The organism is Lacticaseibacillus parakribbianus, assembly GCF_025490915.1.
GTDB classification, from domain to species: Bacteria; Bacillota; Bacilli; order Lactobacillales; family Lactobacillaceae; genus Lacticaseibacillus; species Lacticaseibacillus parakribbianus.
Genome location: NZ_JANQBA010000006.1, coordinates 64,926 through 89,046, shown reverse-complemented (window position 1 = coordinate 89,046; position 24,121 = coordinate 64,926). Strand labels below are relative to the sequence as shown.

Annotated in this window: 17 protein-coding genes; 13 read left to right on the top strand and 4 right to left on the bottom strand. The window is 63.7% G+C overall.

Going from position 1 to position 24,121, the window contains the following annotated elements:
- Nucleotides 1-53 precede the first annotated feature (53 nt).
- Both NUH19_RS06870 and NUH19_RS06865 read left to right on the top strand, forming a co-directional pair.
- Nucleotides 54-401: a hypothetical protein gene (locus NUH19_RS06870; RefSeq protein WP_262315809.1), complete on the top strand. Its 348-nt coding sequence runs from the start codon at nucleotides 54-56 to the stop codon at nucleotides 399-401.
- Between the two features lie 119 nt (nucleotides 402-520).
- Entirely contained in the window at nucleotides 521-1,270 is a 750-nt protein-coding gene (locus NUH19_RS06865; protein ID WP_262315808.1) for a Fic family protein, read from the top strand.
- An 87-nt stretch (nucleotides 1,271-1,357) separates the two neighbouring features.
- On the opposite strand, the gene NUH19_RS06860 is transcribed toward NUH19_RS06865, so the two are convergent.
- From NUH19_RS06860 to NUH19_RS06845, 4 genes are all read right to left on the bottom strand, one after another.
- Entirely contained in the window at nucleotides 1,358-3,016 is a 1,659-nt protein-coding gene (locus NUH19_RS06860; RefSeq protein ID WP_262315807.1) for an extracellular solute-binding protein, read from the bottom strand.
- 73 nt (nucleotides 3,017-3,089) lie between these two features.
- Nucleotides 3,090-4,007, bottom strand: a complete 918-nt coding sequence (locus NUH19_RS06855) for a carbohydrate ABC transporter permease (RefSeq protein ID WP_262315806.1) — start codon at nucleotides 4,005-4,007, stop codon at nucleotides 3,090-3,092.
- A 12-nt stretch (nucleotides 4,008-4,019) separates the two neighbouring features.
- Nucleotides 4,020-4,991: an ABC transporter permease gene (locus NUH19_RS06850; protein WP_262315805.1), complete on the bottom strand. Its 972-nt coding sequence runs from the start codon at nucleotides 4,989-4,991 to the stop codon at nucleotides 4,020-4,022.
- Nucleotides 4,992-5,422: 431 nt separating this feature from the next.
- Nucleotides 5,423-6,763 carry an alpha-L-fucosidase gene (locus NUH19_RS06845; protein ID WP_262315804.1) on the bottom strand — a complete coding sequence of 447 codons (1,341 nt, stop codon included), beginning with the start codon at nucleotides 6,761-6,763 and terminating at the stop codon, nucleotides 5,423-5,425.
- 168 nt (nucleotides 6,764-6,931) lie between these two features.
- On the opposite strand from NUH19_RS06845, the gene NUH19_RS06840 reads away from it, so the two are divergent.
- The 11 genes from NUH19_RS06840 (at nucleotide 6,932) to NUH19_RS06790 (ending at nucleotide 23,966) form a co-directional block, all read left to right on the top strand.
- Nucleotides 6,932-7,966, top strand: a complete 1,035-nt coding sequence (locus NUH19_RS06840; RefSeq protein WP_262315803.1) for a glycoside hydrolase family 18 protein — start codon at nucleotides 6,932-6,934, stop codon at nucleotides 7,964-7,966.
- Nucleotides 7,967-7,981: 15 nt separating this feature from the next.
- Nucleotides 7,982-8,443, top strand: coding sequence for a hypothetical protein (locus NUH19_RS06835; RefSeq protein ID WP_262315802.1), 462 nt, complete (start codon nucleotides 7,982-7,984; stop codon nucleotides 8,441-8,443).
- A gap of 112 nt (nucleotides 8,444-8,555) precedes the next feature.
- Nucleotides 8,556-10,511 carry an alpha-amylase family protein gene (locus NUH19_RS06830; RefSeq protein WP_262315801.1) on the top strand — a complete coding sequence of 652 codons (1,956 nt, stop codon included), beginning with the start codon at nucleotides 8,556-8,558 and terminating at the stop codon, nucleotides 10,509-10,511.
- 165 nt (nucleotides 10,512-10,676) lie between these two features.
- On the top strand, nucleotides 10,677-12,542 hold the full coding sequence (locus tag NUH19_RS06825; RefSeq protein WP_262315800.1) for a beta-N-acetylhexosaminidase: 1,866 nt from the start codon (nucleotides 10,677-10,679) through the stop codon (nucleotides 12,540-12,542).
- Between the two features lie 338 nt (nucleotides 12,543-12,880).
- Nucleotides 12,881-13,552: a DUF624 domain-containing protein gene (locus tag NUH19_RS06820; RefSeq protein ID WP_262315799.1), complete on the top strand. Its 672-nt coding sequence runs from the start codon at nucleotides 12,881-12,883 to the stop codon at nucleotides 13,550-13,552.
- Entirely contained in the window at nucleotides 13,545-15,752 is a 2,208-nt protein-coding gene (locus NUH19_RS06815; RefSeq protein ID WP_262315798.1) for a helix-turn-helix transcriptional regulator, read from the top strand. The genes NUH19_RS06820 and NUH19_RS06815 overlap by 8 nt, the downstream gene beginning before the upstream one ends.
- A gap of 227 nt (nucleotides 15,753-15,979) precedes the next feature.
- Nucleotides 15,980-18,274 carry a glycoside hydrolase family 31 protein gene (locus tag NUH19_RS06810; protein ID WP_262315797.1) on the top strand — a complete coding sequence of 765 codons (2,295 nt, stop codon included), beginning with the start codon at nucleotides 15,980-15,982 and terminating at the stop codon, nucleotides 18,272-18,274.
- A complete protein-coding gene (locus NUH19_RS06805; protein ID WP_262315796.1) occupies nucleotides 18,271-19,380 on the top strand; it encodes an acyltransferase domain-containing protein in 1,110 nt (369 codons plus the stop codon). The genes NUH19_RS06810 and NUH19_RS06805 overlap by 4 nt, the downstream gene beginning before the upstream one ends.
- A gap of 106 nt (nucleotides 19,381-19,486) precedes the next feature.
- Nucleotides 19,487-20,182, top strand: a complete 696-nt coding sequence (gene lepB, locus NUH19_RS06800) for a signal peptidase I (RefSeq protein ID WP_262315795.1) — start codon at nucleotides 19,487-19,489, stop codon at nucleotides 20,180-20,182.
- Nucleotides 20,183-21,028: 846 nt separating this feature from the next.
- Complete coding sequence (pepI, locus tag NUH19_RS06795) at nucleotides 21,029-21,907, top strand: proline iminopeptidase (RefSeq protein ID WP_262315901.1); 879 nt, start codon at nucleotides 21,029-21,031, stop codon at nucleotides 21,905-21,907.
- A gap of 406 nt (nucleotides 21,908-22,313) precedes the next feature.
- The gene (locus NUH19_RS06790) at nucleotides 22,314-23,966 is read left to right on the top strand and encodes an ATP-binding cassette domain-containing protein (RefSeq protein ID WP_262315794.1); all 1,653 of its coding nucleotides are present in this window, start codon (nucleotides 22,314-22,316) and stop codon (nucleotides 23,964-23,966) included.
- Nucleotides 23,967-24,121: the final 155 nt, after the last annotated feature.

Here is a 24,121-nt window from a genome sequence, read left to right as displayed (position 1 = left end):
ACGCCGGCTTACTTGTGGTAAGTTAATTACATTACAATTCATTGGAGGTACGTATGTACGACGCAAGCAAAAAGACCCACGTCAGCCCGACGGTGGCCAAGGTGTTCCCGACGGCCGTGACCGATCAGCTCTTCGAGGTGATCAAGCTGATGAACAAGGCCGACCAGCTGGTGACGGCGCCGGTTGCCATCGCCTTTTCGGATGACTACTCCGACGATGAACTCTACGCGCTGCTGATCCAGGGCAACCTGGCGCCGGCTCAGGAGTTCCCCATCACCTACGTTGGCGACAAGGACGCCTTTCTCGGCCACGGCTACATCCTGATCGTCAAGGACAACCCCAAGGCCATCTACATCGACTTCAGCCAGGCCAACGACCTGAGCGAGCTGAAGCAGGACTGATGCAAAAGCGCGGCGCCGCGATGGCGACGCGCTTTTTGGACCGCCAGGCGGCTGGCTTACACCGCCGCCTCGCATCGGTTACGATGACGTTAATCAAATACGCGAAAGGGTGATTTGCGATGACGAACACGGCGCTGGCGAGATTCATCGCCTCACTGGGAACCTTGAACGGCTACGGCAGCACAGTTTATCAGACCAAGTTGGCGCTTGATCGGCAGTCGCCGGCGCCGCTTCGCCAGGATAATTCAGACGTGGCGATTTTCACGGATGCACTCAAGGGCATCGCCGCGGTTGAGGTCACCGGTTTCAGCGCGGCCGGGATCATCGCCATCAACCGGGCGTTCGATTCGCCCTCGCCCGAGGAGTCAGCGATGCCGGGGCATTTGCGGAATGCCTATTATAATCCGGACGACAAAACCGCGATTCTGCTGGACGCGCATGGCAAGGCGGCGTATTTTCCGCCGGATGTGGTGACGCAGGCAGATCTTGAGACGATTGTGGGACAGTACCGCGATTCCGCGAAGGCGGAGGCTGAAGCTTGGCGGGTGTTCGCACGACTCGCCAAGCTTCAGCCCTGCCAAGACGGCAACAAGCGAACGGCGCTAATCGCGGCCAATGCGGCCTACAACACGCTGACTAGCGGCGATTATCTGCTGCTGCCGATTAACGACCTGGACCGTGCCGAGTTCATGATTGCGCTGATGCGCTATTATCAGGCCACCGACTCTGCCGGTGAGGCGCAGGCATTCGCGCGTCTGCTGGCATTGCTGCCAAGCCCGGCCGCTCGGCGGCAGGCGCTGGCGGCACCCATCACGCCGGACGACCCGGGACCGCTTGCGACGCGGCGCATTAAGCGGACGTTTCGCTGAGTGCTGGGCTTGGAGACGTGAAAAGCAAACAGGCGGTGCCACCGCCCTCGCAATGAGGGGGTGACACCGCCTGCGTAGTTCTGGCGCTTACTTCGCGTTGTTCCAGCGGTCGTAGGCGTCTTGGTAAACCTTGACGTACTTGTCGACGTTCATGCCCTTGATGGTCTTCACGTAGTTATCCCATTCGGACAGTGGGGTCACACCGGTGATGAACTTGGCTTCGCTTTGCTGAACGAAGGTCTTCAGGTCGTTGGCGATCGGGGACACTTCGTCTTGTTCCGCGTTGGTCAGGTATACCAGTGGGTAAGGAACGCGAACGTACGGGTCGATCTTCTTTTGGGTTTCGGACACGGCGAACTTAGCGTAAACGTCGCCGGTTGGGTCGTCGGTCTTCTTTTCCAAAATGGTGTTTTGGTAAGGGTCCTTGGAGAGCTCGCCGCTCAGGCCAGGGGAGGTGATGCCGTAGTTCGGGGTGATCTTGGAGCGGAAGTCTTCGGAGTTGGAGGAGTCGATGCCCTTGTTGAAGACCTTGGCCTCGTTGCCGTCGGCGGTCTTCTCGTAGTGCCACATCACGCCTTCAGGGCCTTGGTTCATGAAGTTTTGACCCTTGACGGTGTAGAGGTAGTCGACCCAACGCAGCGCCGCTTCAGGCGATGGGCAGGCCTTGGTGATCACGAAGCAGCCGCGGTTGATTCGGGGGTTACCAGGGATGATCGCCTTTTTGGAAACGGAGCTGGTCAGCGGCTGCCACATCGGGTTGGTAGCCTTTTGGGCCGCGGTGGTTTCACCGTTGAAGCCCGGGGCGTAATCCTGGGTGAAGCCGACCAGGCCCTTGTCCATCTTGGCCTTCTTGGCGTCGCCGGACTGGGTGAAGGTGTTCTTGTCGAGCAGCCCTTCCTTGTACAGCTTGTTGAAGAAGGTCAGGTAAGCCTTGTAGTTATTGGTGATCGGGTTGTAAACCACCTTGTCGCCGTTGTTTTGCACGTCGTTGGACAGCATGCCGAAGGTCGACATCAGCCAGGTGCGGCTCCAGAAGTCCTTCATGTCGGAGTACGGAATTTCATCCGCCTTGCCGTTGCCGTTCGGATCTTCGGTCTTGAAGCGCTTGAGCAGGGCGTAGAACTCGTCTGCGGTCTTCGGCAGCTCGGTGACGCCGAGCTTCTTCAGCCACGTGCCGTTGTACCACATAGGGCCAAGGTACCAGTTGGAGGTGTCGCCACGCTGCAGCATCGGCAGGGAGTAGATGTGGCCGTCCGGGGTGGTGATGGACTTTTCAATGTTCGGGTCGGCCTTCATCAGCTTGTAGAAGTTCGGTGCGTATTTTGGCAGGAGCTTCTCCAGTGGCACGATCAGGCCCTGCTTGCCGTAAGTGATTTCGTTGGCGGTGGTGAACGTCGAGGTCCCGGAGCCGTAGATCATGTCCGGCAGGTCTTGAGAAGCGAAGGCCAGGTTCAGCTTGGTGCCGTAGTCGGAACTCGATGGGGTGTTGTACTTGAGCTTGATGCCAGTCATTTTGGCGTACTTCTGCAAGGTCGGCATGTCCTTGTACTCGGCGTTACCGGCGACGTTCGGGGCCATCAGGGTCATGGTCACACCCTTTTTGACGATTGGGAAGCCCTTGGTGGTCACCTTGATGTCGCTGGACTTCTTGCCGGTGTCGGACCCGGACTTGCCGCCGCAAGCGGCGAGTGCGAGCAGCGACATCGCGGTGATGCCAGCGAGTTGGATAGCTTTGGACAGTTTCATAGCAATACTCCTTTCGATTCTTACCCTAAAATTTTTTAAAGCCGGGGCCTCACCCTAATTGAGGCGGCGGTGTTTAACCCTTCAAGGAACCGATCAGAACCCCTTTGACGAAGAAGCGTTGCAGGAAGGGGTAAACCAGGATGACCGGCAGTGATGACACGATCATGACGCCGTACTTGATGATGGCGGCGAGTTCGGCCTTGCGTTCCATGGCCTCTGCGGCACTGGCGGTCACGGCCGAGCCGGTCGCGGCGCCTTGCTGGATGTCTTGCAGCACCAAGATCTGGCGCAGCACCATCTGCAATGGGTACAAAGCCTTGTTTTGCAGGTAAACCAGGGAGCTGAAGTAGCTGTTCCAGATGCCGACGCCGTAAAACAGCGCCATCACCGCGATGATCGGTGCCGACAGCGGCAGCACGATGCGGAAGAAGATCTGGAAGTCGGACGCGCCGTCGATCTTGGCGGCCTCTTGCATCTCCCAGGGCACGTTGGACTGGAAGAACGCGCGGGTTACGACGATGTTGTAGACGGACACGGCGCCGGGCAGCAGAATCGCCCAGACGGTGTTGAGCATGCCCATCGACTTGATCAGCAAGTAGCTTGGAATCAGGCCGCCGTTCAGGAACATCGTCACCAGCATGAAGGTGGTGAACCATTTTTTACCCGAAAAGTCCGGGCGGGAAATCGCGTAGGCGCAAGGCAGCGTCATGAAGAGGCTGATGGCCGTGCCGGCGACCGTGTAGAAGATGGTCATGCCGTAGCCACGCCAGATGTCCTTGTACTTCAGAATCACTTCGTAGCCTTCAAGCGAGAAGCCCTTGGGCCACAGCCACATGGCCCCGGAGTTCACCGCGGTCGGGTCGGAGACCGACGCGCTGATGATGTAGATCAGCGGGTAGATGACGATCAAAACCGCCAGCAGGATGAAGAGGTAAAGGAAGTACTTGAAGATGCGATCGGCCTTGGTGTCTTTGATCAGTGTTGTGTTCATATTACCCCTCCTTTACCACAGACTTGTCTCGGAGACTTTGCGGGCGATGTTGTTGACGACAATCAGCAAGATCGCGTTGATCAGCGAGTTGAACAGCCCGACGGCCGCCGCGTAGCTGTAAGCCCCGTTGATCAGCCCCTGCTGGTAGACGAAGGTTGCAATCACGTTGGAGCTCGACATGTTCAGCGGGTTTTGCAGCAGCAGGACCTTTTCGTAACCCATGGAGAAAAGGCTCCCGACGTTCATGATCAACAAGATGACCATGGTCGGCACAATCGACGGCAGGTTGATGTGCCAGACGCGCTGCAGGCGGGTGGCGCCGTCGACGATCGCGGCTTCGTGAAGCGATGGGTCAACCCCGGCCAAGGCGGCCAGGTAGATGACGGACCCCCAGCCGGTGCCTTGCCAGACGCTGCTCAGCACGTAGACCGTTTTGAACCAGCGCGGATCGCTCATGAAGGCGATCGGCTTGACCCCGAACAGGCCGAGGGCGTGGTTGATAATCCCGGTCGATGGGTCCAAGAAGGCGACCAGCATCCCGCCCATGACAACGACGGAGATGAAGTTCGGTGCGTAGGTGACGGTTTGGCTGAACTTCTTCCAAAAACCGTCCTTCATCTCGTTAAGCGCCAGGGCCAAGATGATCGGCAGCGGGAAGCCCAAAATCAGGCCGTAAACCTGGATACCCAGGGTGTTGCGCATCAGGTCCCAGAAGTAGTAGGAATTGAAGAACTGGTTGAAGTACTTCATGCCCACCCACGGGGAGTTCCAGATGCCCAAGGACGGCATGTAGTCCTTGAAGGCGATCAAAACCCCGTACATCGGGACGTATGAGAAAATCAGCAGGCAGAGAAACGCCGGCAGGATCAGCACGTAAAGCTGCCAGTTCTCCTGCAGTCGCTTGAGTGAAAAAAACTGACGTGTTCGTTTCTTCCGCTTGGCCTCTGGAATGGCAAGCGTAGTAGCCGGTTGCATGGCGGCCATAGAATCAACTCCTTTGTAGAGAGTATAAAAGCATTTACTTAGCGGGTAGGGTCATCAGGTGATCGTTGTGGATTCGGGCTCCGGCCCGGACAAGCAGCTGTTTCCGCCTCCGAGCCGGGGCGGCGGAACGCGTGGGGCTCCCTGGAGCCCGTGCCGGTCTCCAGACCCGCCCTTGCTGTAAGCCGGCAAGGGCGGCCGCCTAACAGCAATTTCACGCTGGCTCGCCCCGGTTCTCCGTCTCCAGCAGCCGCTTGGCCAGGCCTCCGCCCGACAAGGTGGATGACGCCTTACACCGCGTTAATGCTAGCTGCAGGACGTGTTGTGCGTATGGGACCCAGCACAGCTACGCCTGCGTTGCAGGGCCAGTTAGTGGCGCGTGACGTTCGGCGCCGGTCTTGCGGTCCGAGTGGCGAAAAACCGTGCGGGTGAGGCTACTCGGGCCGCTTGGCCAGGGCGATGCCCGGCAGCAGCCGCTGACGCAGGCCGCCCGGCAGCTTGACCAGGTCACCGTCGCGGGTCAGCGGGGTGTTGGTGCCGAGCAGGCTGGCCGTCGTCACGGCATCGGCCAGGCCCAGCGCCTTCAAGTCGATAGCGGCACTCGGCACCTTGGCCTTAGGGAACAGGTAGTAGTGCGTCGCGCCTTCGGTGATGAAGTACTTGAGGTCTGCCGCCCGTTGAATCAAGTCGGCGCTTGCGGCGCGGGTGTTGTAGATGCCCTGGCCGTTGAGGTTCAGCCAGCCGCCGAGCTGCAAGAGCAGCTTGACGCCGACCTTCGGCAGGGTGCCGTCGGGCTTGGGGCCGATGCCCAAGACGATGTTGCCGCCGAGGGTGACGACCTGCAGCACGTCTTGGATGACGGTGCGGCTGTTTTTGTAATCGGCGTGGGGGACATAACCCCAGTCGTTACTCAGGGGGATGTTGCTTTCCCAAGGCAGGCGCGGCCGGTCGGCCAGCGTCGGAATCTGCCGCTCCGGGGTCACGTAGTTCTCGTAGCGGCCGCCCATGGTGCGATCGACCACCAGCATGTCCGGTTGGGCCTGGCGAATCTCGGGCATCAGCTCGTCGAATCCGAGCGGCTCGCGCTCGCCGTTGACCCAGCCGGCGTCCAGCCACAGCATCCCGAGCGGCCCGTAGTTGGTGGCCAGCTCAAGTAGCTGCTTGTGGACAAAATCGGTGAAGCGGCCCCAGCGTTCGGGATCGTCTGCCGGCAGGTAATCGGCGTGGCGGCTCTTGGGCTGGCCATCCGGGCGCCAGTAGTCGGGGTGGTGCCAGTCGGCCTTGGAGTAGTAGACGCCGGGCACGATGCCGGCCTGGCGCATGGCGTCAGCGTAAGGGCCGACCAGATCGGCGGCCGTTTTATAATCGCTGTACTGCGTATTGAATAGGTTGAAGCCGTCGTGGTGCTTGGTGGTCAAAATGGTGTAGCGGATGCCGGCGGCCTTGAAAATCTTCGCCCAGGCCGTTGGGTCGTAATGCTGCGGGTTGAACTGCTTGGCCAGCCCCCAGTAGTCTTTTTTGAGCTGATGCATGTTCGGGCGGAACGGGTGCTTGCCCCGGGCCCAGGTGTCCTCGTCGGACAGCTGCCAGGATTCGACGATCCCGGCCTGGCTGTACACGCCCCAGTGCATCAACAGCCCGATCTTTTGATCTTGGAACCACCGCCACTGCTTGACCAGCGTCGGATATTCGGGAAATTGCGCGAAATCCTGCGTGGTCCAGCCGGCGGCCTTGGCGGTTTCAATGTCCTCACGGGCCGTGGTAGGTTCTGTCATGTTGCGTCCCCCTTTCGAAATTCAGCATAACCCGGGAAATAAACCGCTTACAATATGTGGATTTTTCGGCTATGTTGTTCTTGCGGTTTCCTTGTCCCCCAAGGGTCTGCTGGGTATAGTGAAACTTGTAAGCGATTACGCTAATCATAGAAAGAACGGAGTGACAATATGCCGACACTGATGGCCTACCTCGACGACGGCAAGCCCTGGACGGTGGCCGATCTGCGCCTCGCCGACCTGTCCTGCATCAACTACGCCTTCGCCAAAATCGACGGACTGAAGCTGACCCGCGAGCTGCAAAGAATTGACCTGATCAACGCCGAAAAACCCAAGTACCCGAACCTGAAGACCTGCATCTCAATCGGTGGCTGGACCGCGGATGGCTTTTCCGACGCGGTGGCGACGGCCGCCAACCGGGCCGTTTTCACCCAAAACATCATTGAATACATGCGCCGCTACGACTTCGACGGCGTCGACCTGGACTGGGAGTACCCGGGCATGGACACCGCCGGCATCGTCGCGCGGCCGGAAGACGCGGCCAACTTCCTCGCATTCGTCAAGGGGGCCCGGGCCGCCTTGGACGCCGCCGGGGCGGCGGATGGCCGCTATTACCGGCTGACCGCGGCCATTGGGGCGGCCGAGCCGCTTTTGGCCACCATGAGCCCGGACGACAAGCACGAATACGTCCAGTACCTCGATTACCTCAACGTGATGACCTACGACATGCGCGGCAGCTGGACGAAGCTGGCGTCGCACCACACCAACCTGCTCGGCTACACCGCGGCCAACGGCAACTTAAGCGCCCAGCAGGCGGTCAACAAGCTGCTGGCCGTCGGGGTGCCGGCCGCCAAAATCGTCATCGGCTCGGCCTTTTACTCCCGCGACTGGTTCGAGGTCTCGGCCAAGGCCGCACCGCTGGGCCAGCCGACCGCCACGCTTGGCACCCACACCACCAACTACAACGAGCTCAAGCTGCTGTTGGCTGAGCATCCGGCCAATGTACATTGGGATGACGAAGCCAAGGCGCCGTACTACTGCGACGGCGACCGCTTCTCTTCCTATGATGACGCCCGGTCGATGGCGGCCAAGGCCGAATACGCCGTCGCCCATGGGCTGTGCGGCCTGATGTTTTGGGAGTACTCGCTGGACCTGTCGGGAACGCTGGTCCAGGCCGCCGCAGACGTGTTCAACCGCCAAGCCTAAAAGGAGGTCCTGTCGATGCGCCGCTTCTTAAAATTGCTGCTCACATCCGTTGCCTTGGTGATGGTCGCCGCCGCCGTTGCCTTTTTCCTGGTCGACCGCAAGATTGTGGCCGATGACGTGTCGGCAAGCGGGGCCCAAAGCGCCGAACGCGCCGCCCAAACCACGTACCGCCAAAACGTGGCGGCGATCAACGCCGGCGACCAGGCCGCCTACCTGGCCACGGTGCCGCCGGCTAAGCGAGCGGCCACCGAGGCGAAGCTGGGGACCAGCCTGAGCCAAGGCACCCGCGTAACCCTGCAGTCCTTCAAGGTGCAAAAGGTCACGGCGACCGGCGTCGTGGCGAAGGTGTCTTTGAAGCAGGTGACCAAGCACCCGGCCAAGACCCAGGTGCTGGAGAACACGGTCGAGTTCGTTCGCCAAGGCGGCCGCTGGTACATCCAAAAAAGTGTGCTGGTCAACGTGATTCCGGCCAGTTGAGCCGCCAGTGACCGACCCGTCCGAATGGCCGACTGAAAGTGGCCTTCTTCGACCCGCACCACCGCCCCAAGCGCCGCCAGCCGGCGCCACCACGATTCCACGGAGGACTTCGATGATTGAACGCCAGATCCACCTCGACTTTCACACCAGCCCGGACATTCCCCAAGTCGCCGCCGCCTTTGACGCGGCGGCGTTTGGCGATTACTACCGCGACCTGGCCGCGACCAGCGTGACCGTGTTCGCGCGTGACCACCACGGCTACCTGTTTTTTCGCTCGCAGGCAGAGCCTGGGGCGATGCACCCGACCAGCGTCGTGCCGGACCTGCTCGAGCAGCAGATCGCGGCGCTGCACGAGCGCGGCATCCGGGCCCCGATCTACACCACCGTGCAGTGGGACCACCGCACCGCCTTGGCGCATCCCGAGTGGCTGTGCCGCGATGCCGACGGGCGGGTGATCAACACCCAAGACGTGCCGGCGCCTAATTTTTACGACAGCCTGTGCTTGAACACGCCGTACCGCGATTACCTGCTCGCCCACATCGCAGACATCATCCAATCGGTCGGGCCGGCCAACGTCGACGGGCTGTTCTTTGACATCGTCAACGTGGTGCCTTGCGCCTGCCCGAGCTGCCAAGAGACGATGGCAGCGGCCGGGCTGGACTGGCACGACCCGGCGGCCTGCAGGCAAAATTGCGCGGCGGTCTTGGCCGCCTTCAAGGATGAGGTCGCGGCCTTGATTCGCCGGCAGCTTTCGCACGCGACCATTTTCTTCAACGCCTCGCACGTCGGCCCGGGGCAGGAGGCGACGCTTGCGGACTACACGCAACTTGAGATCGAAAGCCTGCCCAACGGCGCCTGGGGCTACGACAACTTCAGCCGCGTGGCGCGATACACCCGGACGCTCGGGCTGCCGTACTTGGGCATGACGGGCAAGTTTCACACCTACTGGGGTGATTTTCACTCGCTCAAGCGGCCGGCGGCGCTTGAGTTCGAGTGCTTCCAGATGGTGTCGCTCGGCGCCGGGTGCTCGATCGGCGACCAGCTGCTGCCAAGCGGGGCGCTGTTGGCCGGCACCAAGGCGCTGATCGCGCCGGTGTATCGCCGGCTCAAGGCGCTGAGCGAGCGGCTGCCGCAGACCACGGCCGTCGCACCGATCGCGATTTTGACGGCGGAAGGCGCGTTGACCAGCCCGGCCGGGGCCGCTTCGGCCTTGACCGGCGCGGTGCGGCTCTTGGAGCAGGCGCATCAGCAGTTCGACATCGTCGATGCGACCAGCGACTGGACGCCTTACCGGCTGCTGGTGGTGCTAGACGTGCTGCCGGCCGAATCAACGGGCTTGGCGGCCAAAATCAAGGCCTTCATCGCGGCCGGCGGCAAGGTCTTGGGCTGCGACCACGCGGCCGAGCTCGGCGCGTTCGGCGTCGACTACGCCGGCCGCTCGCCTTGGCAGCGCGACTTCATCCAGCCCAACGCGGTGCTGGGCCGCCAGTTGGTCGCGGAGCCGTTCGTGATGTACGAAACCGGCGCCGCAGTGGCGGCGGCCGGGGCCGAACCGGTGCTTGAGACGCGCGTTCCTTACTTCAACCGCGAAGGCACGACGTTCACCTCGCACCAACACGCCCCAAGCTCTGGCGTTGCCGGGGTGCCGGCGGCCTGGCGAACCGGCGCTGTACGTCACCCACCCGCTCTTCACGCTGTACTACGACTACGCCCCGGACTGGGTGGCAAGCCTCTTCCAAGACGCGCTGGCGCTGCTGGCGCCGGAACTGGTGGTCGCCACCGACTTGCCCGGCACCGCCCGAGTCGAGGTGCGACGCGCCGCCAACGGAGACCTGTACCTGCACGTGTTGAACTACTGGATTCAAAAAACCGGCCGCCTGACCTACTCGGTGGCCCCGAGCCCGGTGCTTGGGGCGGCCACCATCGCGCTGCCGGCCGGCTACTGGCCAGCCGCCACCGCCCAGGCCGCCGGTCACCCGGCCGCCACCGCGGCGGGTCCGGGCAGCTCGGCTGGATCGGACGAAGCGAAAGGCGCCGGGCCGGCTGGGCAGGCCGCCGCGGCGTCTGAGCCGCGCGACGCCGCCACGTTCGTCGCCACCGCGCCGCTGGCCACCGATGTGGAAACCGGCGCCGCCCAGGCCGTGAGCGTCACGGCCGCCGGCGTCACGCTGCACCTGCGTGAGGTGCGGCCTTATCAAGTGATTCACTTAACGACTAGTGAGGGAGAAAACTGATGACATTAAACTTTGTGACCCTACCAGAGGAACTGAAGCAAGGCGTCACGGCGCTGATTGAGGACTGCCAGCTGGGCGAGCTCGAGGCGCCGGTGGCGGTCACCGTCACCCACGCCGACGACCTGGTGGTGAGCTACCGCGGCGGCGTCGCACATATCGGCTACCCGTTCCCGGCGGCGTTTTTCCGCGGCCTGACGGCACTGGCCAGCGCCGTGCGAGCCGGCCGCGACCTGGATTTGGTCGAGCACCCGCAGTTTGACACCACCGGCATCATGATCGACATGTCCCGCAACGCCACGCTGAGCCCGGCCGGCCTGCGCCGGTTGATCAACCTGTCGGCGCGGCTGGGGCTCAACGCCGCGCTGCTTTACATGGAAGACGTTTACGAAGTGCCGGAGTACCCGTTTTGGGGGCACCAGCGCGGCCGGCTGAGCCAGGCGGAGCTGAAGGCAGCCGACGATTACGCCGCGGCGCTGGGCGTCGAGCTGATTCCTTGCATCCAGACGCTGGGCCACCTGAAAAACCCGATGCGCTGGTCGTTCATGAACCCGATTCGCGACACCGATGGCATTTTGCTGGTGGGGGAAGAGGCGACCTACACCTTCTTGCGCAACATCATCACCGCCGCCTCGGCGCCGTTCCGCAGCCGCAAGATTCACATCGGCATGGACGAGGCGCATGAGCTCGGCCGCGGCCAGTACCTCGACCGCAACGGCTGGGTCGACCGCACCCAGATCATGTTGGATCACGTGTCGCGCGTCACCGCGATCACCACGGACCTCGGGCTTGAGCCGATCATGTGGAGCGACATGTGGTTCAACGCCGCCGGTTACGGCTACGGCGACCCGGCCACCGAATTCTCCGATCAGCTCAAGGCGCAGATCCCCAACGTCGGCCTGATGTACTGGGACTACTACAACAACTCCCAGGCTAACTACGAGCAGGTCTTTCGCATCCACCAGACGCTGGGCCAGCCGGTCAGCTTCGCCACCGGCGTCTGGACCTGGAACGGCCTGGCGCCGAATTACGGCAAAACGATGCAGACGATGGCCGCCGGCATGAGCGCCGCCAAGGCCGTGGGGCTCGACACCGTTTTTGCCACGATGTGGGGCGACGACGGCGGCGAGACGCCGTTCACCGCCGGGGCTTTGGGGCTGCAGAGCTTCGCCGAGCAGTGCTACCACCAGGCGGCGCCGGATGCGGCGGCGCTGGCATCGGCCTTTGCCACCTACCAGGGCAAGAACGCGGCGGATTACTGGCTGCTCGACGACTTCGATCAGCTGCCGGAGCTTGCGGCCGGCAACCCGGACGCGACCAACCCGAGCAAAATCGTGCTGTACTCGGACCTGTTGCACCCGTTGATGGCGGCCAACTTGGCGCCGTACGACCTGCTGGACCACTACCAGGAACTGGCGGCGCAGCTGGACGCGGTGGTGCCGACGCCGGCCGATGAGAGCCTTTTCACCTTCTACCGGGCCCTCGCTCACGCCTTGGTGGCAAAGCTTTCATTGATGGAGAAAATAAACTCTAGCTATCAAAGTGGACAAAAGGACCAGCAACCCGTTATAGTAGACTTATCGACAGAGTTAGTTAAACGCTTGCACGACCTGCGCGACGCGCATCGGGCGGTGTGGTTCGAGCTCAACGCGCCGTTCGGCTGGGAGGTCATGGACATTCGCTACGGCGGCCTGATCGCTCGCGTCGATACCGCGCTGTGGCGCCTGCAGCAGTGGGAGGCTGGCCAGGTGGCCAAGCTGGACGAGCTCGAGGTGCCGCGCTTGACGATCGGCAAGCCGACGGACCGCAGCCTGGGCCGCGGGCTTTACGCCGACCTGGCGACGGTCACCAAGCTCTCCGGGGTCTGAGCCACGGCGGTCGCCTGGTCGTCCAGCCGCGTGGTCAGCGGCGGTGCTCGCCGCGGCGGGGCCGCCGGTGGGTCGGTGCCGGTTGCGTCGCGGCGGTCGTCGCGTTCGCGGCGGCCAGGCGGTTCGCCACACCGCGCGGGGCGGTCTGGCCGCTCCCGCCGGCGTGGGTGCGACGCACCAAGCGAGCCGGCGTGTGACGAGGTTGTGCCAGGCGCAAACGGCGAAGGTCGTGCGGCGCCGCCAAGCGGGGGCAGGGCGGTGCCGCGGTGGTTCACAGTGGCCACCATTAGGTAACTGGGTTGGACGGACGTTTTAGAATCGTATAGGGGGTATTCGACATGATGGGAGCGGAACCACGAGGCATCGTGAAGCTGACGTTCAAGCTCGGGCAGGTGCTGTTGTTTGGCATCAAGCTCCAGCTGTTGTGGTGGTGGTGGACGCTGCGCGGCGGGATTGTTCTCGGCGCGTTCCCGGCGCTGGCCAGCTGCGTGAAGCTGCTGTTGCGGCGGCTTGAAAGCACCGAAGACGACCGCTTCGGCGGCGAAGCGGCGCAGCTTGGCGCCATGAACCGCGAGTTCGGCCTGTTTTGGCGGCAGTCGTTCAAGGACGCCAACGGCATCGGCTTCATCAGCGGCGGCGCCATTGTGCTCTTGATGCTGGACCTGGCGGTGAACCGGGTGCTGATTCGCTCGGCGGTGCTGCAGTACGGCCTGATCGTGCTGCTGGTCGCGGCGCTGATCTACCTGATGTACATCCTGACGGTGTTCGGCCGCTACCAGCTGAGCTTTTGGCAGTACTTCCGCCAGGCCTTCGTGATTTCGGTCGCGCGGTTCACCGACACGCTGGCGATTCTGGTCGGCACGATGGTGGCCACGGCCCTGGTCGTGCTGTTCCCGGCGCTGTCTTTGGTGGCCCTAGTGCCGCTGTACCTGACGCCGGTGGTGTGGTTCTCGCTTCACGCCTGCCGCTACGTCGAGGCCGTGATCAAGGTGGCATCCGACCATGCTTGAGCGGCTGCGGCACTGGCAGCCCCAGCGCATCATCACCATGTACTGGGCGTTTTTCGCCGTGGTGTTCCTGGTGCCGGCCGGTATTTTGACCGCGACCTGGATGCACAACGAGGTCCAGGGACAACGCGCCGAGGTCGATACCGCCCGGGAACGCGCCTTGACGTCGGTTCGCACCAACCTGAACGATAACCTGGCGCATCTTCTGACGGCGGCCAACCAGATGGCCATCGACCCGGCGTTCGCCCGTGACCCCCAGAATTTTGACGACTACGCGGCCATCGAGGCGGCGCTGCACCGCTACAACCTGTCGAGCCCGTTGGTCCAGCGCAGCTGGGTCAACATGTTCCGCCGCCCTGAGGCCCTGTACTCGGCGGATGGCACCTACGACACCCAAGACACCTTGTACAAGTACAACCTGTTGCCGGCGGGAACCAAAGGGGACCAGCAGGACGCCCTGATTCACAGCAGCGTCCCGCACCTTTTGGCGACCGGCAGCCGCGACCAAGACGCCCAGCTGACGCTGGTGGTGCCGTTGATGCCGCTGTCGGGTGAGCAAAACGGCGTGGTGTTTTTCACCCTGAACACCGAAAGCATCCAAGACATCCTGGCCGCCGGCGCCAGCTCGCCGGACCAGGTGTTGGGGCTGGCGGTGGCCGGTCGCACCGAGCTGTTGTCCAAGCCGCGGCTGCAAGACGTCGACCTGGCCGGGATGGTCGGGGCCAAGCCCAAGACCGAACGCGTCAAGGCGGCCGGGCAGGCGCTGGCCGTGACGGTCAGCCCGGACAAAGGCGCCTTGTTTCAGGCCGTGTCCTACGCGCTGCCGTACCGCGCCGGCCACTCGCTGCTGCGCTTCCTCGGCAACAGCCTGTGGCTCCTGGGGCTGGTGGCGCTGCTGGGCTTTGGCCTGATCCACTGGTTCGCCAAGCGCCAGTACGCGCTGATCGCGCGGCTGGAGTCGGCGCTGCCGTCGGTTCCCGACACCGCCAGTGCGGTCGGCCCGGAATCCGCCCGGCTGCAGACGGCGATCGAGGGCTACATCGCCGATCACCAGAACCTGATCACCACCTCCAAGGTGCAGCTGCCCTTCGTTCGCAACCAGATTCTGCAGCTGCTGCTCAACGGCCGCATCCAGGACCCGGACACCACCGGCGACCTGCTGGAGGTGGCCGACCTGCACCTGCCGTACAAGAACTTCGTCGTGGCGCTGCTCGCCAGAAAGGCGCAGTGGAACGCCGACGACCTGGCGGCGCCATACACCGCCGAAGACTACACCGTTTTGCCCATGCATCGCACCAGTGAGGCGCAGGTGGTGCTCCTGATCAACTACGCCGACACCCAGACCCCGGCCGCGATTGTCGCTGCGCTGCGGGAACAAGGGGACATGGTCGATGCCACCACCGTGCTGTACCTGAGCCGGGCCCACCGCGGCCTGGCCACGCTGCATGAAGCCTACATCGAAGTTGTGTCGACGCAGATCACCGCGCATCCAGGATTGGGGGAGAGTGTAACGTATGAGACCGGAGCGGCCCTGGCGGCCAGTCGCGAGGACATGTTCGACTTCACCACGGAGCTGAAGCTCGACAACAGTCTGTTGCACCGTAACTTTGACCATGCGCAGGAGGCCTTCGAGGTGCTGTTCAACCTCGCCAGCCAAAACTACGATCCCCGGGCCCGCTTCGATCTTGGCATGTCCAACCTGATCACCCGGGTGCTCAAGGCCGATTACCAGCGCAACCTGCAGGTCTCAGACGAACTGGTTCGCCAGCTGTTGGCGGTCGAGTCGCTGAGCCAGCTCCACACGCTTTTGCTCAAAACGATCCGCGTGATCACGGCGCCGGAACCCGTCGCGCAGACTGCGGACCAGCCGGAAGACGTCGGCGCCAAGCTTCGCGCCTACATCGAGGCCAACGCGGCCAGCCCGACGCTGTCTTTGGTGGATGTCGCCGACCACTTCGGCTACTCGGTGCCTTACACCAGCCGCTACGTCAAGGAGGTGACCGGCAAGACCTTCACCAACTTCGTGGCCGAGCGGCGCCTGGTGATGATCGAAACCGCGCTGGTCACCACCAGCCTACCGATCAAAACCATCATCGAGCAAAACGGCTACTACGACGTGGCCAACTTCACCCGCAAGTTCAAGAAGCTGACCGGCATCACCCCGGGCGAGTACCGCCGCACCCACGCGGTGGCGGCGGGGTAGGCGGGTCGGCTCACAACCGAGTTTCAGGCCACCGCAGGCAACGCTTGCGGTGGCTTTTTGGGTACCAGAGCGACGGCCGGCGAACGTAGCGGGACGGGTCGCGCAGCCGTGGCGCTTGGGGCGGGGCGTGTTACCGCAAACAAGTCGCCGCCCAGGCTTTCAACCGCCGCGAGAAAACGGTATCATTGAGCTGACACCTGATTTCGCGTGAAGGAGAAGGAACACACATGAAAGCCATTCAATCCGTTGAACAAGAGGGCCAGCTGGTCACCATCACCTACGCCGATGGGCAGTTGAACCTGCAAGTCGTCACCCCGCAGATCGTCCGGGTCCAGCACGGGCCGTGGCAGCCCGGCCACTCCTACGCCATCGCAGGCGACAAGGTCCAAGCCGCGCCGTATCAAGTCGATCGCGGCTCGCAAGAGGTGGTGGTGACCACCGCCGCCTTGAAGGTGGTCGCCGATGCGGAAGGCTTCGTCGACTTGTTCGACGCGGCCGGCACCCCGCTGGTCCAGGATTTTCGGGGACCGCGCCACGCCTTGGCCCGAGACCTCTCCAAGGCACAGGCCGACCTGGCCGCGGCCGAGGGCCACGACCTGGCGCAGGTGGAGGCGGCCAACGCCAACCTGGTGGTCAAGGTGCTGCACGAACACGAGCACCTCTACGGCCTGGGCGACAAGGCCGGCTTCATGGACAAGCGCGGCTACGAGTACGACATGTGGAACACCGACAACCCGGTGCCGCAGCTGGAAAACCGCACCCGCCTGTACAAAACGGTGCCGTTCATGATCGGCCTTAATGACGGTCACGCTTACGGGCTGTTTTTCGACAGCACCGAACGCAGCCACTTCGACTTGGGCAAGGAGTCAAGCGACTACTTCTACTACACCAGCGCGATCGGCACGGTCGATTACTACCTGATCGCCGGCGCCGGCATCCCCGGCGTCCTTGAGGCCTACACGTACTTGACCGGCCGGACGCCGCTGCCGCAGAAGTGGACGCTGGGCTACCAGCAGTCGCGCTGGAGCTACGGCACCGAAGCGCAGGTCAACTACATCGCCGACAAAATGCGCGAGTACCGGCTGCCTTGCGATGTGATTCACTTAGACATCGACTACATGGACGGCTACCGCGTGTTCACCGTTGACCACAACCACTTCCCGCACTTTGCTTCGCAGCTCAGCGATTTGGCCAAAAAGGGCATCAAAATCGTCACCATCATCGACCCCGGCGTCAAGGAGGACCCGGGCTACCACGTTTACGACGAAGGCGTCGCCCAGGGGCTTTTTGCCAAGAACACTGACGGGTCGGTCTACGTCAACGCCGTGTGGCCAGGCGCCGCCGTCTACCCGGACTTCGGTCGCGCCAAAGTGCGGGACTGGTGGGCCAACAACGTCAAGTTCCTGACCGATAACGGCGTGGCCGGGGTCTGGAACGACATGAACGAGCCGGCCAGCTTCAAGGGCGAGATTCCAGACGACATCGTTTTCTCCGACGGCGACCAGCCTTCGACCCACGCGACGATGCACAACGTCTACGGCCACAACATGTCCCAGGCGACCTACGACGGCCTGCGCGAGCAGACCGGCAAGCGGCCGTTCGTGATCTCCCGCGCGGTATACGCCGGCTCGCAAAAATACGCGACGGTCTGGACCGGCGACAACCACAGCCTGTGGGTTCACCTGCAGTGGTCCGTGCCGCTTTTGTGCAACCTCGGGCTGTCCGGCTTCGCCTTTGCCGGCACCGACATCGGCGGCTTCGGCTCCGACACCACCCCCGAGTTGTTGACCCGCTGGATCGAGGCCGCGATTTTCAGCCCCCTGCTGCGCAACCACTCGGCCATCGGCACCCGGGCCCAGGAGCCTTGGCGCTTCGGTGAAAAAACGCTTGGCACCTACCGCAAGTTCCTGGAGCTGCGCTACCACCTGATCGATTACCTCTACGACCTGTTCGAGGCCGGCACCCGTACCGGGCTGCCGGTGATGCGGCCGCTGGCCGTGCATTACCCGCAAGACGAACGCGCCGCCACCATCAACGACGAGTTCCTGGTCGGGGCGGACCTGCTGGCGGCGCCGGTGTTGACCCCGAACACCGCCGAACGCCTGGTCTACCTGCCGGCCGGCGAGTGGTGCGATTTTTGGACCGGCAAGGCCTACGCCGGCGGCCGCTCCTACGTGATCGCGGCGCCGCTTGACGCGCTGCCGCTGTTCGCGCGGGTCGGCGCCATCCTGCCGTGGCGGCCGCTGACCCAGTACGTCGACGTCGCGACCGAGACGACGCTTGGCTTCAAGTGCTTCGGCAACACCGGCACCTACTCGCACTACCAAGACGACGGCGAAAGCTTCGCCTACGAAACAGGCGCCTACAACCGTTACGCGGTGACGGTGCAAAACGGCGCGGCCAAAGTCACGCTGACGCACCAGGGCTACGCCAAGCCGTACCAGACCATCACCGTGGCGGTCGCGGACGGCGCCGTCCAGACGCTGACCTACGACGCCGCGACCGGGAGCTACCGGGCATGAGCGGCGACCGGGACCAAACCGCGCGGGACGTAGCCGCCCGGGCGGCGGCCGCGCAAAATGCGCCCGGACAAGCGGCAGCGACACAAGGGCCGACCGCGCGTGACGCGATGACGCTGACCACGCTGGCCGCCGGCATCGGGCTGCCCCAGGCGGTGCTTGAGGCCGCAACGGCGGCGCTGACCGTACAACTGCAGGGGGGCTCGCCGCTGGCGGCCGCCGGCACCAGGCCTGATTCGGCCGCCGCAACCGCCGCAATCGCCCCAACTGCGCCGGCAACCGCCGCCGCCCCGACCTCGGCCACTGCGCCGGCAACCGCCGCCGCCCCGACCGCCGCGACCGCCGCGTCGCCCGAGCCCGTGGCCCCGGCCCAGACGCCCGGCGTGGACTGGCCGGCGGCTTACGCCCAGGCGCTGGCCCAGACCAGCGACACCGCGTTTCACGACTGGCAGGCCGCCTGCCTGCCGCTGCCGGATCCCAGCGGCCTGGCGACGCTTGGGCTGCAGCTGAACCTGGCCGTCCAAGCGAATGGGCGCTACCGCGAGCTTGGGCTCAGCGATGCTGTTTATTTGGCCTCGATGGGCTACTTCTCCCGCACGGTGCGGGAAAGCACGGCCGAAAGTGGCCGCGCCGGCTTTTTGGTGCGGGACTGGTCGCGCCGCCAGCTGCAGCTGCGCGAGTTTCGGCTGGGGAGCTTCGAGTACGAGCGGGTGGGTAGCACCATCAACCTGCACATTCCCGGGGATGCCGACCTGACGACGCCGGCCCGGCTGGCGTCGTACCGCGCGGCGCAAGCCTTTTGGCGCGAGTTCGCCGGGCTTGCCGTCACCCAGCTTGACTGCGAGTCCTGGCTGCTGGCGCCGGTGCTTGACCGGGTGCTGAAGCCGCAGTCGCACCTGCGGCTGTTCCGCGGCGATTTTCGCCTCACCGGCAGCGACCCGGCCCCTGAAGACTACCGCAAGTGGCTGTTCGACAACGACCAGGGACCGGCCGCGGGGCTTGCGACACGCACCTCGCTGCAGCGCGGGGTTCGCGACCTCGTGCTGCACGGCGAGCCAATCGGCATCGGCTTTGGCGTGATCGACCTCACCGCCATTTTGGCCAACTGACCGCCTCTGACCGGCGCAATCCACTCGGGTTGCGCCGGCTTTAGTATCGCTTCTGGTCCAGTTGTGCTAAGCTAAGAAAACAGCGGTTGGTGAAGGAGACGGAGAGATGTCGAGACGACGCAAAATCTGGCTGTGGGTCACCTCGCTTCTGGTGGCTTTTCTGCTAGGCTTCAACGTATTTTTCCAAATCGATCACACGGAAGGCGACTCAATGGCGCCGACCCTTCGCGACGGCCAGTGGCTGCTGGTCGCCCGCAACCGCACCGTCGCCCTGACCGGGGCCGGCTACCACTACGGCGACATCGTGATCGTCGTCAACCAGGCGACCAACCTGGACGAAAACGCCCACCGGCTGCTGGTCAAGCGCCTGATCGGCAAGCCCGGCGACCTGATCAGCGTCAGCCGCTACCACGTGTTTCGCAACCTGAAGCAGCTCAAGGAGCCCTACGTCTACTACCCGATGGACAATCGCAAGTACGACTACGACGGCGAGCCCGGCGCCGGCCTGCTGTTTCAAAGCACCCACTACATGCGCTCGACCGCGCTGCACAAGGGCCAGTACTTCATCCTCGGCGACAACCGCCCGATTTCGGCGGATTCGCGCTGGTTCGGGCCGATTAATCAGGACCAGCTGCACGGCAAGGTGGTCGCGCAGCTGGCGATGAACGACCACGTCGCGTGGCAAAAGGCGCTGGGCGTCGTGATTCGCTTCCTGCCGCTGGGCGTGATCGCGCTGTGGCTGCTCGGGCTGTACGGCCCGAGCCTCGCCCGGTGGTGGCGCCGCCGCAAGCGGCCGCAATGAGCAGGGGGGGACCGCCGCGGCGGCCCCCGTTTTTTGTATCGAAAAACGTTATTTTATTTACACAACATTTACCAAACATTTACACGGATGCAAGTCAAATCGCTTGTCAAAAGCGGCGACCCGGTGTTATTCTATCTGCGTAGAATTCGACAGCGCCTCTCGGTCGCACGGCCGAAGCGCAGCTTAAGGCAGCTCGCAGTGACTATCATCCTCATCTGATGAACGTCGACCTATGTCGACCACGTCCGCGGCGTGAGTGTCTAGCGACGAAGAAATTCGCGTAAAAGAAAACAGCTTAACTGGTTTGATTCCAGGGAGCTGCGACTGCCGGGTCCACCACAGTGCGTACCACCAACCGAATCGGTTTTACCATCTGGCGGGGGCGGTCTGCCTTGCAGTTGGGGCGATTCCTCAAGTTAATATCAACCGGGGACACTGTGGGGTAGCCTGCGGTGTCCTTTGCGTGTCGCGTTGGTGCGGCCGCCGAACCGCCGATTGGAATGCCTCGCGACCGGCCGCGGCCCGGGCCGGTGCTTGGGTGTAATCGGGCGCGACCGCGTATCGGGCCCTGCATCCGGCCTTGCATCCGGCTCTACATCCGGTTCCGCCTCCGTCCCTGCATCCGGCCTTGCATTCGGTCCTGCATCCGGTTCCGCCTCCGTCCCTGCCTCCGGCTCGGCATCCAGCCTTGCATCCGACTCTACATCCGTCCCTGCATCCGGTCCTGCATCCGGTTCCGCTGGCGGTGGTGCCAACTCGGCGGCCGCCGGTGGCCATTGGTGGTACAATCGAGGCAAGCGCCTGCGTTGGCGGCGCAATCTGTGACGAGGTGAGCGAATGTCTAGCATCAAGATTGAAGAAGGGTACATGCCGTTTCACGAGTTCAAGACCTACTACCGGATCGTGGGAGAGCGGACGCCGGGCAAGGCGCCGCTGCTGTTGATCCACGGCGGCCCCGGGTCTTCGCACAATTATTTTGAGCTGATGGACGACTACGCGGCGACCGGCCGCCAGCTGATCATGTACGACCAGGTCGGCTGCGGCAAGTCCAGCCTGCCTGAGGACGAAAAATGGTACGTCAAGGAGACCTGGGCCGAGGAGCTGATCGCGCTGCGCAAGTACCTGCACCTCGATTCGCTGCACATGCTCGGCCAGTCCTGGGGCGGGATGCTCGAGATGCTGTATCTGACCCAGTACGACCAAACCGGCGTCAAGTCGGTAATGATCGACGGCTCGCCGGCCTCCATCAGCCTCTGGACCCGCGAGCAGCACCGCCTGATCTCGTATTTGAGCTACGAGGACCGCGAAGCCATCGCCCGCGCCGAGGCCACCGGTGATTTCACCGGCGCCCAGTACCTGGCGGCCAACGAGCGCTACATGCAGCGCTACTGCTGGGACGCCCCGACGGCAGCGGACCCGGAGTGCCTGCGCCGCGAGACCAACGGCCAACGCGCCAGCCGGATTGCGGAAGGGCCCAACGAGTTTACGGAAAACGGCACGATTTCCGACTTCGAGCTCAGTCACGAGCTGCACAAGATTCACGTGCCGGTGCTGGTCACCAACGGCACCGACGACCTGTGTACCCCGCTGATCGCCAAGGACGTCTACGACCACATCCCGGGCGCCAAGTGGCATCTGTTCGCCAACTCCCGCCACCTGGCCCTGCGCGACCAGCACGACGAGTTCATCCAGGTGCTGGATCAATGGGTCAACGCACACGACTAGATTGACTGAGACAGGCGGCTTCGGCGGCCTGTTTTTTTGCGCCGCCGCCACCAGTGGCGCGGATGAGCGGCCAATGCGCAAGCCCCGGCGGCGCGGTCGGGGCGGGGCGTGACCACGTCGGCGCTATGCGCGGCACTTGGCGCGGCGGTTGGGCCGCAGCGGTGGCCTGACCCGGCAAGGATTGACGCACCCCAGCCGGAAGGGTACACTGGGTCGGCAAGCCGCCGCCGTTTCGGCCGCGACCGAGTTTACACGGATAAGGATGATCAACATGTCAATCACAACAACAGCCATCACTGGGCAGCGGAGCAAGCCAATGGGAGACGCTGACCCACGTCGTTGAAGGTGACGAAAGGACGATAGGCCCGAGCTCGTCAATCTGCCATGGCCTATCTTGGCAAAAACAATGTTTCGCTATTTATTGCAGCACCCCTGGCGCCTGAGCCTGGCGCTGTTTTTGAACGTCTTCGCCTCGGCGGTGCTGGTCGGCTACGCGTTTGCGATGCAGCTGATCACCGACATCGCCACCGGCCGCAGCGACATGACCTTCGCCGTGGCCGTGCCGGTCGTGGTCGGCTACCTGCTGCTGCAAGGCGCAAGCTATGCGGCAAGCGACTACCTTAACCAGGTGCTGCCGGCCCAGGCCGGGCTGGACCTGCGCCGCGAGTTGTTCGCCCATGCGCTGGCCAGCCGGGCGACGCATTCGACCGGTACCGTCATCGCCCAGCTGACCAAGCAGGTCGACGTCGCAATCGATAATTACTTTCGGGTGCTGCTACAGGCGCCGGCCCAGGTGGCGATGCTGGTGTTCGCCGCGGCCGGCACCCTGTGGATCAGCCCGGTGATCACGCTGTGCGTGGTGGCGATGAGCCTGCCGGCGCTGCTGTTTCCCTTCCTGGTCAAAAAGGCGCTGGAACGCGCCTCCGACCGGGTGGTGGCCAGCGTCGAGCGCTACACCGCGCAGATTACCGACGCCTTGGCCGGGCTGACCACCATTCAGCACGGCCTGGCGCAGGGACCCTTCGCCAAGCGCCACGACGCGGCCAATCAGGTCCAGTACGACACGCTGCGCCAGGATCAGCGGATCCAAAAAATTACCGGTGGGGTCACCGATTTTCTCGGCGACATGATGTACCTGGGAACCTGGCTGGTCGGGGCCTACTTCGTCCAGCAGGGCCGCATCACGATGGGCCAGCTGGTGGCCTTTTCCCAGCTGATCGCCTTTTTGAACACGCCAATGGCGGAGCTGCCGGAGATGATGGCCAAGTTCTACGGGGCCCGGCGCGTGACTGGGAGGTTGACCGCCGTGCTGGCCGCACCGGTGCCGACGCAACCGCGCCAGGCGCTGGCCCTGACGACCCCGCTGCTGGCGGCCGAAGCGGCCGACGCCGGGGCCATCCTGCACGACATTACGCTCACGGTCGCGCCGGGGCAAAAGGTGCTGCTGGTCGGCGCCAGCGGCAGCGGTAAAACCAGTCTGGTGCGGCTTTTGCTCGGCGAAACCGCCCCGACCGTCGGCACCGTGACGCTGGCTGGCCAAGCGCCGACCACGCTGAATCCGGCCGACATTTTCGGCCTGATCGGCGTCTTGGACCAGCAGCCGGCAATTTTTGCTGCGACGCTGCGGGACAACGTGACGCTTTTGGCGCCGGGCTATTCCGACGCGCAGGTACAAGCCGCCTTGGACGCGGCGGGGCTTGGCGCCTGGCGCCGCGAGCGGTCGCTGGACGCCGTGGTTTCTGCGACCAGCGCGAACCTGTCGGGCGGCGAGCGGCAGCGGCTGGCGCTTGCGCGGCTGTTGCTGCGCAAGACCCAGTTCTTCGTCTTCGACGAGCTGACCACGGGGCTTGACCCGCAGATTGCGGCGACGCTTCAGGCCGACCTGATGGCGATGCCGCAGGGGTTGCTCCTGATCACGCACCAGTACTCGGCCGCGACCTTCGCCGCGGCCGACCGGGTGCTGGTGATGCAAGGCGGCCGCTTAATCGCAAGCGGCCGGGCCAACCAGCCGGCGGTGCAAGCGGCGCTGCGGGAGCTGGGCATGTTGGTTTCGGCCTGATGAGAAGAGACGTTGCCTCGCCGGAATCGGCGAGGCTTTTTCGTCGCGCCATTGGCGTGGCGCTGGGCGTGGATCGACCGTATACTAGGCGTGGCGACGAAGCGCCACCACAGGAGGCCATGCGCATGAGGACGGAAAAACAGGTTTGACACGAC

Bases quoted from the DNA above. Each gene is read 5' to 3' on its own strand.
- NUH19_RS06855 (WP_262315806.1), bottom strand. From the start codon at position 4,007: ATGAACACAACACTGATCAAAGACACCAAGGCCGATCGCATCTTCAAG.
- NUH19_RS06805 (WP_262315796.1), top strand. From the start codon at position 18,271: ATGAGCGGCGACCGGGACCAAACCGCGCGGGACGTAGCCGCCCGGGCG.
- NUH19_RS06870 (WP_262315809.1), top strand. From the start codon at position 54: ATGTACGACGCAAGCAAAAAGACCCACGTCAGCCCGACGGTGGCCAAG.
- NUH19_RS06790 (WP_262315794.1), top strand. From the start codon at position 22,314: ATGTTTCGCTATTTATTGCAGCACCCCTGGCGCCTGAGCCTGGCGCTG.
- NUH19_RS06860 (WP_262315807.1), bottom strand. From the start codon at position 3,016: ATGAAACTGTCCAAAGCTATCCAACTCGCTGGCATCACCGCGATGTCG.
- NUH19_RS06830 (WP_262315801.1), top strand. From the start codon at position 8,556: ATGATTGAACGCCAGATCCACCTCGACTTTCACACCAGCCCGGACATT.
- NUH19_RS06840 (WP_262315803.1), top strand. From the start codon at position 6,932: ATGCCGACACTGATGGCCTACCTCGACGACGGCAAGCCCTGGACGGTG.
- lepB (WP_262315795.1), top strand. From the start codon at position 19,487: ATGTCGAGACGACGCAAAATCTGGCTGTGGGTCACCTCGCTTCTGGTG.
- NUH19_RS06865 (WP_262315808.1), top strand. From the start codon at position 521: ATGACGAACACGGCGCTGGCGAGATTCATCGCCTCACTGGGAACCTTG.
- NUH19_RS06825 (WP_262315800.1), top strand. From the start codon at position 10,677: ATGACATTAAACTTTGTGACCCTACCAGAGGAACTGAAGCAAGGCGTC.
- NUH19_RS06835 (WP_262315802.1), top strand. From the start codon at position 7,982: ATGCGCCGCTTCTTAAAATTGCTGCTCACATCCGTTGCCTTGGTGATG.
- NUH19_RS06815 (WP_262315798.1), top strand. From the start codon at position 13,545: ATGCTTGAGCGGCTGCGGCACTGGCAGCCCCAGCGCATCATCACCATG.
- NUH19_RS06820 (WP_262315799.1), top strand. From the start codon at position 12,881: ATGATGGGAGCGGAACCACGAGGCATCGTGAAGCTGACGTTCAAGCTC.
- NUH19_RS06845 (WP_262315804.1), bottom strand. From the start codon at position 6,763: ATGACAGAACCTACCACGGCCCGTGAGGACATTGAAACCGCCAAGGCC.
- NUH19_RS06850 (WP_262315805.1), bottom strand. From the start codon at position 4,991: ATGGCCGCCATGCAACCGGCTACTACGCTTGCCATTCCAGAGGCCAAG.
- NUH19_RS06810 (WP_262315797.1), top strand. From the start codon at position 15,980: ATGAAAGCCATTCAATCCGTTGAACAAGAGGGCCAGCTGGTCACCATC.